The 15,884-nt window shown below is 71.1% G+C and carries 11 protein-coding genes; 6 read left to right on the top strand and 5 right to left on the bottom strand.

The window, feature by feature from the left end; translation table 11 throughout:
* Positions 1–7: 7 nt before the first annotated feature.
* Positions 8–1,138 carry an FAD-dependent monooxygenase gene (locus tag ORV05_RS01610; RefSeq protein ID WP_407652820.1) on the bottom strand — a complete coding sequence of 377 codons (1,131 nt, stop codon included), beginning with the start codon at positions 1,136–1,138 and terminating at the stop codon, positions 8–10.
* Positions 1,139–1,270: 132 nt separating this feature from the next.
* Between ORV05_RS01610 and ORV05_RS01605 the strand changes: the two genes are divergently transcribed.
* Both ORV05_RS01605 and ORV05_RS01600 read left to right on the top strand, forming a co-directional pair.
* On the top strand, positions 1,271–2,248 hold the full coding sequence (locus ORV05_RS01605) for a GntR family transcriptional regulator (protein ID WP_268756675.1): 978 nt from the start codon (positions 1,271–1,273) through the stop codon (positions 2,246–2,248).
* 52 nt (positions 2,249–2,300) lie between these two features.
* Positions 2,301–5,501, top strand: coding sequence for a BTAD domain-containing putative transcriptional regulator (locus ORV05_RS01600; protein ID WP_268756674.1), 3,201 nt, complete (start codon positions 2,301–2,303; stop codon positions 5,499–5,501).
* On the opposite strand, the gene ORV05_RS01595 is transcribed toward ORV05_RS01600, so the two are convergent.
* Both ORV05_RS01595 and ORV05_RS01590 read right to left on the bottom strand, forming a co-directional pair.
* The gene (locus ORV05_RS01595; protein ID WP_268756673.1) at positions 5,485–6,234 is read right to left on the bottom strand and encodes an ABC transporter permease; all 750 of its coding nucleotides are present in this window, start codon (positions 6,232–6,234) and stop codon (positions 5,485–5,487) included. The genes ORV05_RS01600 and ORV05_RS01595 overlap by 17 nt on opposite strands.
* The gene (locus tag ORV05_RS01590; RefSeq protein ID WP_268756672.1) at positions 6,231–7,160 is read right to left on the bottom strand and encodes an ATP-binding cassette domain-containing protein; all 930 of its coding nucleotides are present in this window, start codon (positions 7,158–7,160) and stop codon (positions 6,231–6,233) included. The genes ORV05_RS01595 and ORV05_RS01590 overlap by 4 nt, the downstream gene beginning before the upstream one ends.
* 149 nt (positions 7,161–7,309) lie before the next feature.
* Between ORV05_RS01590 and ORV05_RS01585 the strand changes: the two genes are divergently transcribed.
* Positions 7,310–8,536 carry a cytochrome P450 gene (locus tag ORV05_RS01585; RefSeq protein ID WP_268756671.1) on the top strand — a complete coding sequence of 409 codons (1,227 nt, stop codon included), beginning with the start codon at positions 7,310–7,312 and terminating at the stop codon, positions 8,534–8,536.
* Positions 8,537–8,769: 233 nt separating this feature from the next.
* Positions 8,770–9,747 (top strand): SMP-30/gluconolactonase/LRE family protein, encoded by a 978-nt coding sequence (locus tag ORV05_RS01580; RefSeq protein ID WP_268756670.1) that lies wholly within the window; start codon positions 8,770–8,772, stop codon positions 9,745–9,747.
* Positions 9,748–9,754: 7 nt separating this feature from the next.
* On the opposite strand, the gene ORV05_RS01575 is transcribed toward ORV05_RS01580, so the two are convergent.
* On the bottom strand, positions 9,755–10,153 hold the full coding sequence (locus ORV05_RS01575; RefSeq protein ID WP_268756669.1) for a winged helix-turn-helix transcriptional regulator: 399 nt from the start codon (positions 10,151–10,153) through the stop codon (positions 9,755–9,757).
* Between the two features lie 138 nt (positions 10,154–10,291).
* Between ORV05_RS01575 and ORV05_RS01570 the strand changes: the two genes are divergently transcribed.
* Both ORV05_RS01570 and ORV05_RS01565 read left to right on the top strand, forming a co-directional pair.
* A complete protein-coding gene (locus ORV05_RS01570) occupies positions 10,292–12,463 on the top strand; it encodes a hypothetical protein (RefSeq protein ID WP_268756668.1) in 2,172 nt (723 codons plus the stop codon).
* On the top strand, positions 12,460–12,996 hold the full coding sequence (locus ORV05_RS01565; protein ID WP_268756667.1) for a type VII secretion system-associated protein: 537 nt from the start codon (positions 12,460–12,462) through the stop codon (positions 12,994–12,996). The genes ORV05_RS01570 and ORV05_RS01565 overlap by 4 nt, the downstream gene beginning before the upstream one ends.
* A gap of 75 nt (positions 12,997–13,071) precedes the next feature.
* Here the strand turns inward: ORV05_RS01565 and ORV05_RS01560 are convergent, their stop codons facing one another.
* Positions 13,072–15,798 carry an AAA family ATPase gene (locus ORV05_RS01560; RefSeq protein WP_268756666.1) on the bottom strand — a complete coding sequence of 909 codons (2,727 nt, stop codon included), beginning with the start codon at positions 15,796–15,798 and terminating at the stop codon, positions 13,072–13,074.
* Positions 15,799–15,884 lie beyond the last annotated feature (86 nt).

Below are 15,884 nucleotides of genomic sequence, written 5' to 3'. Positions count from 1 at the left end.
CCCCGGCTCACACGCCGGTCGGCACGTCGGCGTCCAGCGAGAGGGCGTTCTTGGCCCGGTCCACCGACTCCTCGGCCGCCGGACCGGCCGGGTTCTCGGTGGCCAGCGCCTGGTTGAGCGTGACGAACGGGCGCATCCGCCGTTCGTAGGCCTCGAATGCGGCGGCGTGGTCTTCCGAACGGCCCAGTTCGTCGGCGAGCACGTAAGCACCGGCCAGGGCCAGGCTGGTGCCCTGCCCGGACAGCGGCGAGGCGCAGTAGCCCGCGTCGCCGACCAGCGCCACCCTGCCCGCAGCCCAGTGCTCCATGCGAATCTGGGCCATGGCGTCGAAGTAGAAGTCTGTTGCGGTGTCCATTGCGGACAACAAGGTCGGGACGCACCAGCCGAGGCCCGCCAGTCGTTCGGTGAGGAACCGCTTCTGCTGCTGGACGTTCCGGTAGTCGTAGGTCAGCGGCTCGGAACCGAAGCCGAGCGTGACGCGCAACTCGGCGTTGTCGCGCACCGGGTAGATGGCGCCGCCCGAACCGGACGCTTCATCGCGGAACCACAGCTGCCAGTTGTCCAGGCCAAGGACGTTGGGCATCGGGAAGATCCCCAGGTACTGGCCGAGGTGGTGGCTGTAGCGCTGTTCCGGGCCGAAGGCGAGCCGTCGCACGGTCGAGTGCGCGCCGTCCGCACCGATCACGAGGTCGAAGTCGCGCGTGCCGCTGCCCTCGAACTCGACCCGCACCCCACGCGCCCGCTGCGCCAGGGCGGTGATCGAGTCGCCGAAGACGTACTCGACCTGATTCCCGGTCGTCTCGTGCAGCATCGCGATGAGGTCCTCGCGCAGCAACTCGACGTCGTCGCCGTCCAGACGGCCGCTGCTGAAGGTGTGCTCCTCGGACCGGAACACTTCGTTGCCTTCACCATCCATCATGGACATTCCGCGCATCCGCGTCCGGGCCGCGCGCACGCGGTCCGTGAGGCCCATCCGGCCCACCACGTCGAGCGCGACGCCGCGGATGTCGACCGCCTGCCCGCCCGTACGCGGCGCTGGGGCCCGCTCCACCACGGTCACCGAAAAGCCCTTGCGCCGCAGCCAGTAGGCAAGAGCCGATCCGGCGACGCCTGCCCCGGAAACGAGGACGTTCCGCATCATCCACCTCCAGTGAGAATACGCTGTACACGTCTTGTGATTACGCTTCACACAATGCCTCTGCCACGGCTGAGGAGCCAAAACTGACCTAGGACAGTGGGCCAACTGTGCTAGCACAGAAGGGAAGGGCCGATGCCTGTCGAAAGGCGATACCTGACCATCGCCGCGGAGCTGCGGCGCCAGATCATGCAAGGGGAACTGGCACCGGGCGCGAAGGTGCCCTCCGTCCGCCGGATCGCCGCCGACTGGGGCGTCGCGACGGCCACCGCGGCGAAGGCACTCGCCACGTTGAGCCAGGAGGGACTGGTCCGCGCCGAACCCCGGTCCGGCACCGTGGTCGCCGGTCCGGGCCGCCCGCCGACGGGGAAGCACCGGCCGGGGCAGAGGCCCGCCCGGCGGCTCGCGCACGGCGACCCGCAGCAGGAACTCACTCGTGAGCGGATCGTGCGGGCCGCCATCGCGATCGCCGACGCCGAAGGGCTTGCCGCGGTTTCCATGCGCGGCGTCGCGGCCCGGCTCGGGGTCGCGGCGATGGCCCCGTATCGACATGTCGCCGGCAAACCCGAGCTGATCATGCTGATGGCCGACGCGGCATACGGTGAACGGGGCTATCCAGCGCAGCCACCCAACGGCTGGCGTTCCCGTCTCGAACTCTGCGCACGCACGATGTGGTCGCTGTACCAACGCCATCCGTGGCTGGCCCAGCTCGCCCCGATCACCCGGCCGCTGCCGCTGCCCAACCTCGCGGTGCACGCGGACTGGGCGCTCACCGCGCTGGACGACTTCGGCCTCGGCGCGGCCGAGATGTGCGACCTGCACGTGCTGTTCTTCAGCTACGTCCAGGGCATCGCGATCCACCTCGAGCGCGAACAGCACGCGCTCGGCTCCTCCGGGATGACCGAAGACGACTGGATGGACCATCAGACGGCAGCACTGGGGACGATCATCGACTCCGGTCGCTACCCCACCTTCGCCAGGGTGCTCACCACGCTGTCCGAGGAGGGCTACGACCTGGCGCTGGACAACTTGTTCGAACTGGGTCTGCGCTCGTTGCTGGACGGCTTGGCCGTCCGGCTCGACCCGCCGCGGCGAACGGCTCGAGCTTCTTGATCCGCCGCGACGGCCTCAACGACCTGCGGATCGATCATGGCAAAATCGGCGGGTGCAGATCGGGATGCTGGGACCGTTCGAGGTTCGCACGGGCGACGGCGCCCTCGCCGACGTGCCGGGCGCCCGGTTGCGCGGGCTGTTGATCGCCCTCGCGCTCGAACCGGGTCACGTGGTCCCGAAGGCGACGCTCGTCGACTGGATCTGGGGTGAGAACCCGCCCGCCGACGCGGCAAATGCCTTGCAGCGCCTGGTTTCCCGGCTACGGAAGGCGCTGCCGGAAGGGTCGGTCGACGGGCACCCGAACGGCTACCGGTTGCGGGTGGAACCCGACTCCGTCGACGCCGTCCGGTTCGAACGTCTCCTCGGTCAGGCAGGCGTCGACGGGGATCCACGTCGGGTACGGCTGCTGCGTGAAGCGCTCGCCCTGTGGCGTGGTGCGGCCATGCAGGACGTCGGTCTGCAGGACAGCGCGGCGTTCGACGCGGCGGTCACCCGGCTCGAAGGGCTGCGCCTGACGGCCATGGAGGACCGGTTCGATGCGGAGATCGGCCTCGGCCACGGCGCGGAACTGGTCACGGAGCTGACCGACCTGGTGGCCGCGCACCCGGTGCGAGAACGGCTTGTCGCGGCGCTGATGCGTGCCCTCGTCGCGCCCGGTCGCGACACCGAGGCACTGCTCGTGTACCAGCGCACGAGGGAAACACTGGCCGACACGCTGGGCGTCGACCCCTCACCGGAGCTGTCCGCACTGCACGTCGCGCTGCTTCGGGGCGAGCTGGGGCGACGGGAGGAAGACCGGAAGACCAACCTGCGTGCCGAGCTGACCAGCTTCGTCGGCAAGGAGGCCGATGTCGCCGCGGTCCGCGGACTCATCGCCGAGCACCGGCTCACCACCCTGATCGGCCCGGGCGGCTCGGGGAAGACCAGGCTGGCCACGGAAACCGCGCGCACCCTGCTCGGCGACACCCCCGACGGGACCTGGCTCGTGGAGCTCGCGGCCATCGGCGCGGACGGGAACAAAACGGAGGGTGGGAACAGCACGGGGGGTGGGCCCGAAGGGCAGGGGGGTGGGAACAGCACAGCGCAGGCGACGCTCGCCGCGCTCGGCCTGCGGGACGCGCTGCTCGGCGACGCGACGGACGCGGAGCTGGTGGACCGGGTAGTCGCCGCGCTCCGCGAGCGGGACATGCTGCTGGTACTGGACAACTGCGAGCACGTGATCGACTCCGCGGCGGCGTTCGCCCACCGGGTGCTCGGGGAGTGCCGGAGGCTGCGGATCCTTGCGACGAGCAGGGAACCGCTCGGCATCACCGGTGAGGCGCTGTGGCCGGTCGCGCCGCTGGTCCTGCCCGCGCAGGACGCCGACCCGGCCGGGATCGAGTCCGCTCCGGCCGTCCGGCTGCTGCGGGACCGCGCACTGGCGGTGCGCAAGGATCTCACCACCGACGCACGCACGTGGTCGACCATGGCGCGCGTCTGCCGGGCGCTGGACGGGATGCCGCTGGCGATCGAACTGGCCGCGGCAAGGCTGCGCACCATGTCCCTCGATCAGCTCGCCACGCGGCTCGACGACCGGTTCCGCCTGCTGACCGGCGGCAGCCGTACCGCGCTGCCGCGCCACCGGACGCTGCGCGCGGTGATCGACTGGAGCTGGGAGCTGCTCACCGACCCGGAACGGGTGGTCCTGCGCAGGCTCTCGGTGTTCTCCGGTGGCGCGAGCCTGGAAGCGGCCGAGCGGGTTTGCTCGGGCGAAAGCGTCGAGGCGTGGCAGGTGCTCGAACTGCTGACCGCGTTGACCGAGAAGTCGCTCGTGGCCACCGACGGCGAAGGGGCGCCGCGCTACCGGATGCTCGGCACGATCAGGGAGTACGCCGAGCAGCGTCTCGCGGAGGCGGGCGAATCGGACCTGACGCGGCGCGCGCACCTCGCGTACTTCACCGAGCTCGCCGAAACCGCGGAGCCGCATCTCCGCCGCGCCGAGCAACTGGAATGGCTCGCCAAGCTCGAAGCCGAGCACGACAACATCGGTGCCGCGATGCGGTGGGCGCTCGCGGCGGGCGACGCGCACGGGGCGATGCGGCTGGCGGCGGCCGCGGCCTGGTACTGGTGGCTCGGCGGGCACAAGTCCGAGGCCAACGAGCTGATCATGGCGGCCACCGCCCTGCCCGGCGAGGTGCCCGACGAGATCCGGGGTCTGGTGTACGCGTTCGTCACGGGGCTCATGACCTCTGGGCGGGCGAGTGACCAGTATCAGGCGGAGGAGTGGATCCGCAAGGCTGACGAGATCAGCCGACGTGTGCCGAGCCGTCACCCCGTGCTGAGGTTGACCTCCGCGCTGGCGCGCCTGCTGGAGGGGCCGGACGCCTACCTGTCCGCGTTCGAACCGCAGACCGCCGACGAGGATCCCTGGGTACGCGCACTGGCCAGGCTGCAGCTCGGCAAGATGCGGGTCCAGCTCGGCCACGGCGGCCGGGATGCGGACGAGTACCTGGAGGCGGCGCTCGCCGAGTTCCGCGCGATCGGCGAACGGTGGGGGATTTCGTTCGCCCTGACCGAACTGGCGGAGCGGATCGCCGTGCGCGGCGAGTTCGCCGGGGCGTCCGAGCACTACCAGCAGGCGATCGCGATCGTCACCGAGGTCGGCGCCGTCGAGGATGTCGTGCGCATGCGGTCGCGGCAGGCCCAGTTGTACTGGCTCGCGGGCGATGAGGAGTCGAGCACGGCGGCCATAGCGGAGGCGCAGCGGTACGCGGACCGGATCGCCTGGCCGGAGGCGCTGGCCGAACTGGCGCTGGCGAAGGCCGAACTCGCCCGCTGGAGCGGTGACGTCGAGCAGGCGCGCCGTCAACTCGACGCCGCGACCGCGATGCTGAGCGACTTGGGCGGGCGGGCCTACGTCCGCGCGATGAGACACGACCTGCTCGGCTACCTCGCCGAGGATCTCGACGGGGCCCGTGAACACCGCGTAGCCGCCTTCGAGGCGGCCTCCGAGGCGGGGCACCCACTCTTGATCGCCCAGGTGCTCGTCGGGATCGCGGACTTCGCGCTGCGCCGTGAACAGTACGAGCAGGCCGCACGGCTGCTCGCGGCGAGCGCCGGGGTGAGCGGGCTCCCGGATCGTTCGCTTCCTGACGTGGCCCGGGTCGAGCAGACCACGCGGCGCCGCCTCGGTGACACGCGGTTCACCGAGGCAACGCGGGAGGGGGCGCGGACGGACTGGCGCGAACTGGCCGGGATCACGCTCGCTTCTTGAACGTGGAGCGCGCCCACAGGTACCCGACCAGCGCGATGCCGACGCACCAGGCGACGGCGACGATCGCGTCGCTTGTGGACGGTGTGCCGTTGAGCAGCCCGCGCATGGTTTCGATGATCGGCGTGAAGGGCTGGTACTCCGCGAACTGCCGCACGCCCGGCCCCATCTTCTCCGCCGGGACGATCGCGCTGCTGAAGAACGGCAGCATGACCAGCGGCACGGCGGCCATACCCGCCGTCTCCGGAGACTTCGCCGCCAGTCCCAGTGCGACAGTGAGCCAGCCGGCCGCGAAACCGAGCAGCACGACCATGCCGACCACGCCCAGCCAGTCGAGGAAACCCGCAGACGGGCTGAATCCCAGCAGGAAGGCCACCCCGACGAGCGCCCCGATGGCGATCACGTTGGTCAGCACACTGGCGACGACGTGGCCGGTCAACACCGCACCGCGCGAGACGTCCATGACCTTGAACCGGTTGATGATGCCCTTCGTCATGTCGGAGTTCACCGACGTCGCGGTGGCCCCCAGCCCGTAGCAAACGGCCAGCAGCATCAGTCCCGGCGTCGCGTAATCGATGTACCTGGTGCCGACGTCGAAGGCGCCTCCAAGCATGTACACGAACATGAACATGACGACGATCGGCATCAGGACCGCGTTGAACACCGAGGTCGGGTTCCGGGCGATGTGTTTGAAGTTGCGGCGCAACATGACCATCGAGGGGGACTTGGTGCTCATTTCGCGACTACCTCCGAGGTGTGGCCCGTCAGGGCGAGGAAAACGTCATCGAGGTCCGGCGTGTGCACGGAGAAACCTTCGGCACCGATCGAGTACTCGTCGAGCCTGCCCAGCAGATCCCGCAGCGATTTCGTCCCACCGTCGCTGGGAACCCGCAGGGTCAGTGCGTCGTCGTCCCGGGTGGAGTCGGTGATGATCCGCGCGGCCGTGTCGAGCTCGGCCGCGGTGCCGAAGCGGAGCCGGACATGGGTCCCGGGGATCCGGCGCTTGAGCTCGTCGGGAGTGCCCTGGGCGACCAGGCGGCCCTGATCGAGCACCGCGACGCGGTCGGCGAGCTGGTCGGCTTCCTCGAGGTACTGGGTGGTGAGGAAGATGGTCGCCCCCTCGGCCACCAGCTCACGGACGATCGTCCACATCGTGCGGCGGCTGCGCGGATCCAGCCCCGTCGTCGGCTCGTCCAGGAAGATGATCCGCGGGTTGCCGACGAGTGTCATCGCCAGATCCAGTTTCCGGCGCATCCCCCCGGAGTAGGTCGACACCGGCTTCCGCGCCGACTCCACCAGATCGAACCGCTCCAGCAGTGCGGTGACGACGCGGTTTCCTCCGCCCTTCAGATCCACCATCAGCTGCAGGTTCTCCTGACCCGTCAGCAACTCGTCCACCGCCGCGAACTGACCGGTGACCCCAATGGCCGCACGCACCGCCTTGGCCTCGGTCGCGATGTCGTGTCCGGCGACGCGGACCGTCCCGCCGTCGGCCTTCATCAACGTGGTCAGCACGTTCACCGTCGTCGTCTTGCCCGCCCCGTTCGGGCCGAGCAGGGAAAAGATCGTGCCAGCCCCGACATCCAGATCGATGCCGTCGAGCACGATCTTGTCCCCGTATGCCTTCCGCAGGCCCGAAACCGCAATCGCCGAAGTTGTCATGCGACCACCATCGGTGCCGCCCCTGTCACGCCCCTGACGCGCTCCTGACATGACCAGCGGCACGGCATGGCCGGTGTCAGAGCCGTGTCAGCCTCATGTCAGGACCGGCGGCGATCGTGGCCACAACAACCGCCGCGAAAGGAAATCCGATGACCGAGACGCTTCCCCTCCCGCACGGTCTGTCCACGGAACGCGACGCGGGCCCGTTCGCCCCGCCCAGCCAGATCGCCCGGCTGCGCGAGGCCCGTCCGGTCTGCCCGATGGTCTTCCCCGACGGGCACGAGGGGTGGCTCGTCAGCGGCTACGAGGCCGTCCGCCAGCTCATGGCCGACACCCGGTTCAGCTCCCGCCAGGACCTCGGCGTGATCCACGTGCCGTACGAGACCCCCGGCATGCCCGCCGCCACCGAACCGTCCCCGCAGATGCCGGGCCTGTTCATCGCCATGGACCCGCCGGACCACACCCGGCTGCGGCGCAAGCTCACCGGCGCCTTCACCGTCAAACGCATGAAGCAGCTCGAAGACCACATCGTCGACATCGTCGAGCGGCAACTGGACGAGCTGGCGCGCCTGACCCCGCCGGTCGACCTGGTCAAGGAGTTCGCGCTGCCGGTACCCTCGCTGGTCATCTGCGAAATGCTCGGCGTCCCCTATGCGGACCGGGAGAACTTCCAGGTCAACTCCGCCAAGTTCCTGGTCAGGGACCAGGAACTCGACGAGAAGATGGCCGCGTACGGCGCGATGACCACGTACCTGGCCGAACTGGTCACGCGCAAGCGCGCCGAGCCCGGCGAAGACATCCTGTCCGACCTGGCCCGCGATGACGACCTCGGCATCGAGGAACTGACCGGCATCGCCTTCCTGCTGCTGCTCGCGGGCCACGAGACCACCGCCAACATGCTGGGGCTGGGCACCTTCGCACTCCTGGAGCACCCCGAGCAGCTGGTCGAACTACGCACCGACCCGGCTCTGATGCCCGGCGCCGTCGAGGAACTCATGCGCTATCTGTCCGTTGTGGACATCCTCTACCGCTACGCCGCGGAGGACATCGAACTCGGTGGCGAAACGATCCCCGAGGGATCGACCGTCGTCGTCTCGATGCTGGCCGCCAACCACGACCCGCGGCGCTTCGACAACCCCGACAGCCTCGACATCCACCGCAAGGCCCGCGGTCACCTGTCCTTCGGCCACGGCGTCCACCAGTGCCTCGGCCAGCAACTGGCCCGCATCGAGATGCGCGCCGGTTTCGAGGGACTGCTGCGCCGCTTCCCGACCCTCAAGCTCGCCATCCCCGCGGACGAGGTGAAACTCAGGACCGACATGAACATCTACGGCGTCCACGAACTGCCGGTCACCTGGACGGAAACGGCCGGGTAAAACCGTCGGCCGCTGCCGTGCGGGGTCCCCTGACGGTCGATACGACCGCCAGGGGACCCCTCACAGGAAAGCGGGCCAGGGTCCGGCAAGGGTCCGGTCCGCGTCGCGACCTGCCTTGTTCCCGGCTCGACACCAGGTTACAAAAAAGTACGTACTTCCGGGAAGGTACTCGGTTTCTTAGGGTTACTTGCGTCCCTGACAGTTGACCGAGTCGACCGGAAAGGTCCATCACGATGTCCACCCGCACCAGCGCACACGGCACGTGGCGGCGCGTGCTCTTCACCCTCACCGCGACGTCCACCGCCCTGGTCAGCCTCGCGCTTCCCGCCACCGCCGCACCGGCCCATGTCCGCGAGGACAGCACGATCACGATCAACGGCGGCAATGCCTTCCCCGAAAGCGTCGCGGCCGACAACCGCTACGTCTACACCACCAGCATTGGCGACGGCACCGTCTACCGCGGGCGCCTCGGGGCGAAGGCGCTCGCCCCCTTCCTGCCGGGCGGCCAGGACGGCCGCACGCAGGCCACCGGGATCAAGATCACCGGAAACCGCCTGCTGGTCGCGGGCGCCTTCACCGGACGCTTCTTCGTCTACACCAACGCCGGGAAGCTCGTTTCCGCCTACACCGTCCCCGGCACCGGCGAGCCGACCCTCGTCAACGACGCGGCCGTCACCCCCGACGGGGACGTCTACATCACCGACTCCTTCCGCGCCGTGGTCTACCGGATCCCGGCCGCCGAGGTGAACTCCCCCGCCACCGGCGCCCACCGGACCCTGGAGGTGGCCTACCACCTACCGGACTACGTGGCCGGCCAGTCCAACGGCAACGGCATCGTCGCCACCCCCGACGGCAGGTCCCTGATCATCGGCTACTGGTACAGCGGCGCGCTCTACCGGCTCACCCTCGCCACCGGCGAAGTCCGCAAGATCGCCGCACCGGCCCTGACCAGCGCCGACGGCATCGCGCTGCGCGGAAACACGCTGTACATCGCCCGCTCCGTGAACAATGAGATCGCCACCGTGCGGCTCTCCGGCGACGACGCCGCCACCGTCGTCTCCGAACGCACCTACCCGGGGGCCGACACAACCACCGGCGTCGCCGTGAGCGGCGACCGGCTGCTGGTGACCAACTCCCAGATGGACACCTACCTGTACGGCACCCCGCTGACCAGCCCCGTGTTCACCGTCGAAAGCCTGCCACTGCGCTGATTCCCGGTCACGCCTGCTGGCTGTCGTAGCGCTTCTGGGCGGCGAGGAGCTCGTCTCCGTGCTGGCCGAACCATCGGATGAGATCGGTCAGCGGTCCGGCCAGGCTGGTCCCGAGTTCCGTCAGACTGTAGGTGACCTGGGGCGGGTTGGTGGGCGCAACGTCGCGGACGACCAGCCCGGCCCGGGCCAGTGCCTTGAGGTTCTGCGACAGCATTTTCTGGCTGATGCCACCGACACGGGCATGCAGTTGCGCGAAGCGGTGCGGGCCGGAGACGAGGGCCGACACGATCAGTGTCGCCCAGCGGCTCGTCGTCTGATCCATGATCGGCCGGAGCACGCACTTCTCGTGGAACGTGTCATGGGCCAGCAGCCGGTTGGCCGTCGCGACCTGCTCTGCTTCCAGCATGCGCCCAGGTTACAAAGTGCCGGAGATCGCGGAGCCTCGTGAGGGAAACCCAGCGTGCTCTCCGGGAGCGGACCAGGTCGCGCCCGTGGGCGGCCGTGGGCAGCGATCATGGAGGCGTCCGAGAGCGAGGGGAAGAACATGCCTCTGCTGACCAGACTCCGCGCCCGGCTCCGCACCGAGACCGACCTGGTGGCGGAGGAGATCGGTCATGCGCTGCTGGTTCACGGACAGGCAGGCGCCTCCGACGAGGCGCAGGCCCTGGCCGCCACGGTCGCCGATCCGGAGTTCGGGCTCGTTGTCGCAGACCTGCCGCCCGACTCGCAGGCCAACGCCTGGGAGGCACTGGCGGTCGCCATCCCCAAGGAGAAACGGGGGATCCGGCTGGTGCTCGCCGGTCCCTTCCGCGAGTCGGGTTTCGAGGTGGGGCAATGGCTTTCGGCCCGGCTGGACCGCACGGTGGTGGCGGCCGACGGCCGGGTGCTGCCCGCGGCCGGTGGCGGGCTGTTCGTGACGACCGGCCAGGACACCCGGACCGGCTCATGGGTGCGGTTCCAGCCCGGTCAGGCGCCCGAACGCGAAAGCAGCCGGTTTCCGCGACCCGCCTGGGAATCCCCGGCGGTGACCGGGACCAGTCCGCTGGGCTCCGGCACCACCGCCGAACAGCTGCCCGCCGGGATGTGGCTGCGGACCGACGGTGACGAGCGCTGGCTGGCCGTCAGCCGGACGCGGTTGGTCCGCACGCTCGCCTGCCGGCCCGACGTACTCACCGTCGTGCTCGGCGGGCAGCGCATCCCCGAGCTGCCCCTCGACGAGGTCAAGCGGTTCTGGGCCCTGCTCGGGGCGGAGGACCGGTCCCGCGTCCGGTTCGTCCACTACGGCCCCGTTCGGCCGGAACCGGGGAACCGGCCGCTGGGTCACCTCCTCGCCGACGCCCTCGGCGAGGAAGTGACCTGCTACACGGGCATCCCGGTCGGCGGGGGCGTCCTGCCGGACGTCTTCACGGTCCGTCCGGACGGTTCCCACGGTTGGAAGACCTTCGCGCAGGTCTACTCCTATCCCGGTGGCGCGGAACCGGCGGCGCCACGCCTGCGCGCGCACCGCGAACCGCTGCCCGGGCTGCCCGAGATCACTCCGGGCGTCTTCCGGTACGCGCCGGACGCCGTGGTGGAGGTCGTGGCCGCCGGGCTGTGGGTCCGGCCGCCCAAGGAGCCCGCACACGCCGCGCACGTTCGGTCCGCTCCCGTCGACGTCGTGCGGCTCCGGCTGTTCCACGAGGCGGGCGAGGCGGAGGAACGGATGCGGACCGTGGCCGAGGAGGTCCGCGACCGCCTCGAGTACTCCACCCGGCTGGCCGTCACGCTGGTACCGGTCACCGCTTCGTCCGCGTCCGGCCCGGAACCGGCCGGCGAACCCGAACCCGAACCCGGATCCGTGGCGCTGCCGTGGCTCGCCCGGCTGCTCGCCACCGGGGCCTTCCTCCTGCCCGACCGCGGGCCGGACCGGGAGCCGGAAGTTGTTGCGCAGCCGGTAGCGGAGGCTGGAGCCAGGGTGACGACCGCCGTCACCGAGGACGACCGGGCCTGGCTGCGGGAGACGTGGCGGGAACGGTTCGAGGCCGAGGCCGAGCGGGTCCGCGAAGTGCTGGCCGCCAACCCGCGCCTGGCCGGCCGCTCCCCCGGGGACACCCTGACCGAAGCGCTCGCGGTCCGGCTGTACCTGGCGGGCAGCGCCGGGGACGACCTCGACGCCGCCCTGCGCTCGGGCCGGGCCGGTGAGCACGTGCGGTTCGGCCGCTGTACGGCGGCCGGGCTGGCACGGCTGCCCGTGCTCCGTGGCCCCGCGGTGACCGCGCTCACCCCCACGGAACGGCAATGGGAGTTCTACGGGGAAAATCGGGTGCTGACCGAATGGGGCTTCCTCAACCTGCTGACCGCCCCCTGCGAAACCCTGCACGGCGACACCGAACTGCTGGTCTGGTCGATGAGCGGGCGCCGGACGGCGCTGCTGGAACCGGTGGAGGACCCGGTGCCCGACCGGGTCGTGTTCCCGCCGGGCACCCGGTTCAAGGTGCTGGACCGGACCGAGCCCCGCTCCGGCTCGCGTGGACGGATCGTGCTCCGCGAGCTGTCCCCCAGCGAGATCGACACCGAAGGGCGCGTGGACCCCAACCGGGTCTCGCTGGACAAGTTCACCAAGGCGTCGCTGGAAAAGGCCGCGGACCGATGGGCGCGGTCCCAGGCGCGGGAGCGGGTGCCGTCCACCAGGACGGCCCGGTTCCGGCACCTGCCCGGGCTGGTGGACGCGCGATGACCGGCGCACCGGCCCAGCGCGCCGACGAGGGCCTGCTGCTGGTCATCGATCCACTGTGGACGGCGAGTGCGGAGGAACCCGACCCTCCGGTGACCGCCATCGCAGGCGCCTGGGAATACACCGCGGAAGGTCTTCGCGGCCGGTTCCAGCCGAACCCGGTCTACCGGCCCACCTCACCGGATTCGCCGCTCGATCCGGTGGACGAGGTGCTGCGCCGCCTCGCGCGGGACGATGACGGCGCGGACGACCTGCCCTCGGCCCTGCGCACCACGATGCTCGGCATCGCCGTCGACGAGCGGGGAGTGGCGCTGGTCCGCCCGGCTCCGGACGGCGTCGACGCGGTACTGGTGACCACCGCGCCCGGACACCGGACACGGGTGCCTGCCCCCGCCTGGCGCGATGTGACACTGGAGCAGCTGGCCGCGGCCCTGCCCGCCAAGGGGGTCGACGTTCTGCTGAACCCGGGCGCCCCCGCCTCGATGCGCGTCCCGGCCGACGGGATCCGGGAAATCGCCGCGGGCGAACGCGGCTGACCTTGCCGCCCCGGTGACGATTCGAGCGCCGTGAAGGGGCCCTTCACGGCACGGGGGAACCGCTGGGGAGCGCGGCTAAGGGCGGTACTCGCCGTTGAGCATCGCGGTGGACAGCTCGATCCGCGAGCGGTAGCCGGTGCGGGTGAAGAGCCTGCTCAACCGGCCTTCGATGCTCTTGTCGCTGGTGCACAGGGCCATCGCGAGCTGTTTGTTGGTGAGCCCGCCCGCCGCGAGCATGGCCAGCAGGTGCTCGTTCTCCGCCACCGTTTCCTTGCGCCCCCGCACGGAGACCCCGTGATCGCGCATCAGGTTCCGCAGCCACGCCCTGGCCAGCAGCGCGTCGAGACCGCCCAGCAGTTCGTATGCCTCGTTGAGCAGCTCCGGCTCCCCCACGCCGTACTTGACGAGTCGTTCCAGCACCACCGCGAGTTCGAGCGGCTGGCCGCGCTCCCGCGCCTGCCGCAGGCACTCGGCGGCGGCGGCCCGGTCCCGCTTGACCGTGGCGCGGGCGAGCAACAGGTACATGGTCGAACGCGAGGTCGGCATGGTGGCGGTGACCTGGGTCAGCGCGTCGAGATCGCTCCGTGCGGCCTCGTGGTCGCCGGCGTCCAGCGCCAGGTCCACCAGTTCCGCCCGGCACACGTCGGCGCCGACGAGCAGGCCGCGCTCCTGGGCGTCCGCGAGCGCGCGCCGCAACCGGGACACGGCCTGGCCGGTCTCGCCCAGCGCCCGGTCCAGCCGTGCTTCCGCGGCGTCGAGCAGGTGAGCGAGCACCGGTTTCGCGGCCCGCGCCGTCTTGAGCAGCGCACGGGCAGTGGTCAGCCTGCCCTGCAGCACCAGGATCCAGATCGTGGTCTGGAGCATTCCGGCGTAACCGGGGTCGTAGCCGCGGCCGGTCGTGGCCATCGCCCGCCGGGTGAGGTCGAGCGCGAGCGCCGCGTCCCCGCGCTGTGCGGCCACCATCGCCTGGTCGTACAGCGGCAGCGCGGTCACCGGCAGGTCTTCGTCGATGAGGAGTTTCTCCGCCCTGCTCAGGTCCCCGGTCACCAGCAGCCCGGTCACGTGCGAGCCGACCTGGTCGAGCCGGTGCCGGGCGGTGGCCCGCAGTGTCCACCGCTCGCGCGCGAGCAGGCTCTGCTCGAACCGGGCGCACCGCCCGCTCCACAACTCGGCGGTCGTGCCGAGCAGCTCCCCCAGCATGGCGGAGGTCGGATTGCCCGCGCGCCAGGCCGCGCGGCCGCCGTTGAGCAGTTCGTGCACGTCGGTCCAGCGGTCGAGCGCGGCGAGGGCGAAGGCACGGGTGACGACGGAGTGCTCGATCCCCCCGGCCCACCGGCGCCGCAGCTCCACCAGCTCGCGCAGGGCCTCCTCGTCGCCCACGCAGTGCAGTCCCTGCACGGCCATGAGCTGCACCTCCTGCGCGGCGTCCGGGGAGAGCTGGTCGGCGTAAGCGCCGAGCAGCGACTGAGCCCCGCGCAGGCTCCGCTCGTAGTCGCCGTGCAGGTGGCAGGTCGAGGTGTGCATCAGCAGCACCATCGCGCGCTGGGCGCGGTTCTCGGCCAGCTCGATGGCCGCGCCGAGCCAGCGCACCGCGCTCTCGGCCTTGTCCTGCTGGACCGCGGCGGAACGGTTCAGCAGCTCGCCCAGCGCCCGCTGCCGGTCCACCAGTGCGCCCGCGTTCGCGACCTGGTCGGCGAGGTAGTCGGTGTCGCCGCACGTCGCGTTCCCCGTCCAGACGGCGGTGACCGCCGTCGCGGCGAGACGGCGCCGTTCGAACGGCCCCAGGCACGCGGCGACCGCGGAGGCGACCAGCGGCACCGTGAACCGCCACGACCGGCCCGCCAGGCCCCGGTGCAGGACACCGGCCTGGCACAGGGAGTCCAGCAGCGCGACGGCCTCCGGTTCGGGCACGCCGAGCGCCTCCCCCACCAGGCGGGGCACCGCGGCACCGCGCGGGCAGAACACGGCGACCGCCTTGGCCGCCGCCCACTCCGCCTGCCCGAGTGCCCGGATCGCCTGCACGAGCTGGTTGTGGGCGGGCGGATCCCCCGGGGAGGTGCGCTGCACGAGGTACGCCTGCCGGTCCACCACCTCCACGGAACCGTTGTGCCGCAACATGTCGATGCTGTCGCGTACCGCCGCGGCGACCCCCCGGCTGAGCTCGTGCACGCGGGTGACCAGTGCGGGCTCCGGGGTGGCCTGCAGCACCGCGGTGACCTGCCTCGTCAGCTCGGCGCGCGTCAGCGGGGCCAGCCGGACGGCGGTCACGAGCCCCGCGCGGCGCAGTTCGCGAACGGTGGCCCCCAGCTCGGGCGCCATGCGGCCGGCGGGCACGCGGGCAGTGCACACGCACCGCACGGGACTACCCGCGAGCTGCCGGATCAGCGCGGCCAGCACGGCGAGCGAGTCGGGGTCGATCCAGTGCACGTCGTCGATCAGCAGCACGGTTTCCCGCCCGGCCCGCAGCAGCGGTGCGGCCGCGGCGGCGGCTGCCCGTCGCGCGATCGCCGGATCGTCGCGGGCCCCCTCGGCGGGGCGGATCGGGGACCACGCCCACGGGGAGGCGTCCCCGCCCGGCAACTGGGTGGCGGGTTCGGCGACACCGTCCGGCGACGAGCCCGGCCGGAGTGTGAAGCGGACCGGAATCGCTTCCCCGTCACGGGTGAAGCGCATCGCCCACACGGCGGCGCCGCGCTCGGCGAGGCGCTCGCTCAGCTGGGCGAGCAGCGTCGTGCGGCCGGCCCCGGCCGGGCCGGTCACCGAGATCAGCGGGCCTGCCGCCGCGGCGATCGCGTCCAGCACAGCCCGACCTCCCCTGGCAGCGTTTCGTCCGGAAGCGGTTCTCGGTCCCCATGATCTCGACGGGATCCCCCGCAGGCCAGCGACCT

The sequence above is a fragment of the Amycolatopsis cynarae genome, from assembly GCF_026802195.1.
GTDB lineage: Bacteria > Actinomycetota > Actinomycetes > Mycobacteriales > Pseudonocardiaceae > Amycolatopsis_E > Amycolatopsis_E rhizosphaerae.
The sequence above is the reverse complement of the archived record's forward strand: the minus strand, read 5'-3'. Positions and strand labels throughout refer to the sequence as shown.

Bases quoted from the DNA above. Each gene is read 5' to 3' on its own strand.
- ORV05_RS01610 (WP_407652820.1), bottom strand. From the start codon at position 1,138: ATGCGGAACGTCCTCGTTTCCGGGGCAGGCGTCGCCGGATCGGCTCTT.
- ORV05_RS01605 (WP_268756675.1), top strand. From the start codon at position 1,271: ATGCCTGTCGAAAGGCGATACCTGACCATCGCCGCGGAGCTGCGGCGC.
- ORV05_RS01595 (WP_268756673.1), bottom strand. From the start codon at position 6,234: ATGAGCACCAAGTCCCCCTCGATGGTCATGTTGCGCCGCAACTTCAAA.
- ORV05_RS01590 (WP_268756672.1), bottom strand. From the start codon at position 7,160: ATGACAACTTCGGCGATTGCGGTTTCGGGCCTGCGGAAGGCATACGGG.
- ORV05_RS01585 (WP_268756671.1), top strand. From the start codon at position 7,310: ATGACCGAGACGCTTCCCCTCCCGCACGGTCTGTCCACGGAACGCGAC.
- ORV05_RS01580 (WP_268756670.1), top strand. From the start codon at position 8,770: ATGTCCACCCGCACCAGCGCACACGGCACGTGGCGGCGCGTGCTCTTC.
- ORV05_RS01575 (WP_268756669.1), bottom strand. From the start codon at position 10,153: ATGCTGGAAGCAGAGCAGGTCGCGACGGCCAACCGGCTGCTGGCCCAT.
- ORV05_RS01570 (WP_268756668.1), top strand. From the start codon at position 10,292: ATGCCTCTGCTGACCAGACTCCGCGCCCGGCTCCGCACCGAGACCGAC.
- ORV05_RS01565 (WP_268756667.1), top strand. From the start codon at position 12,460: ATGACCGGCGCACCGGCCCAGCGCGCCGACGAGGGCCTGCTGCTGGTC.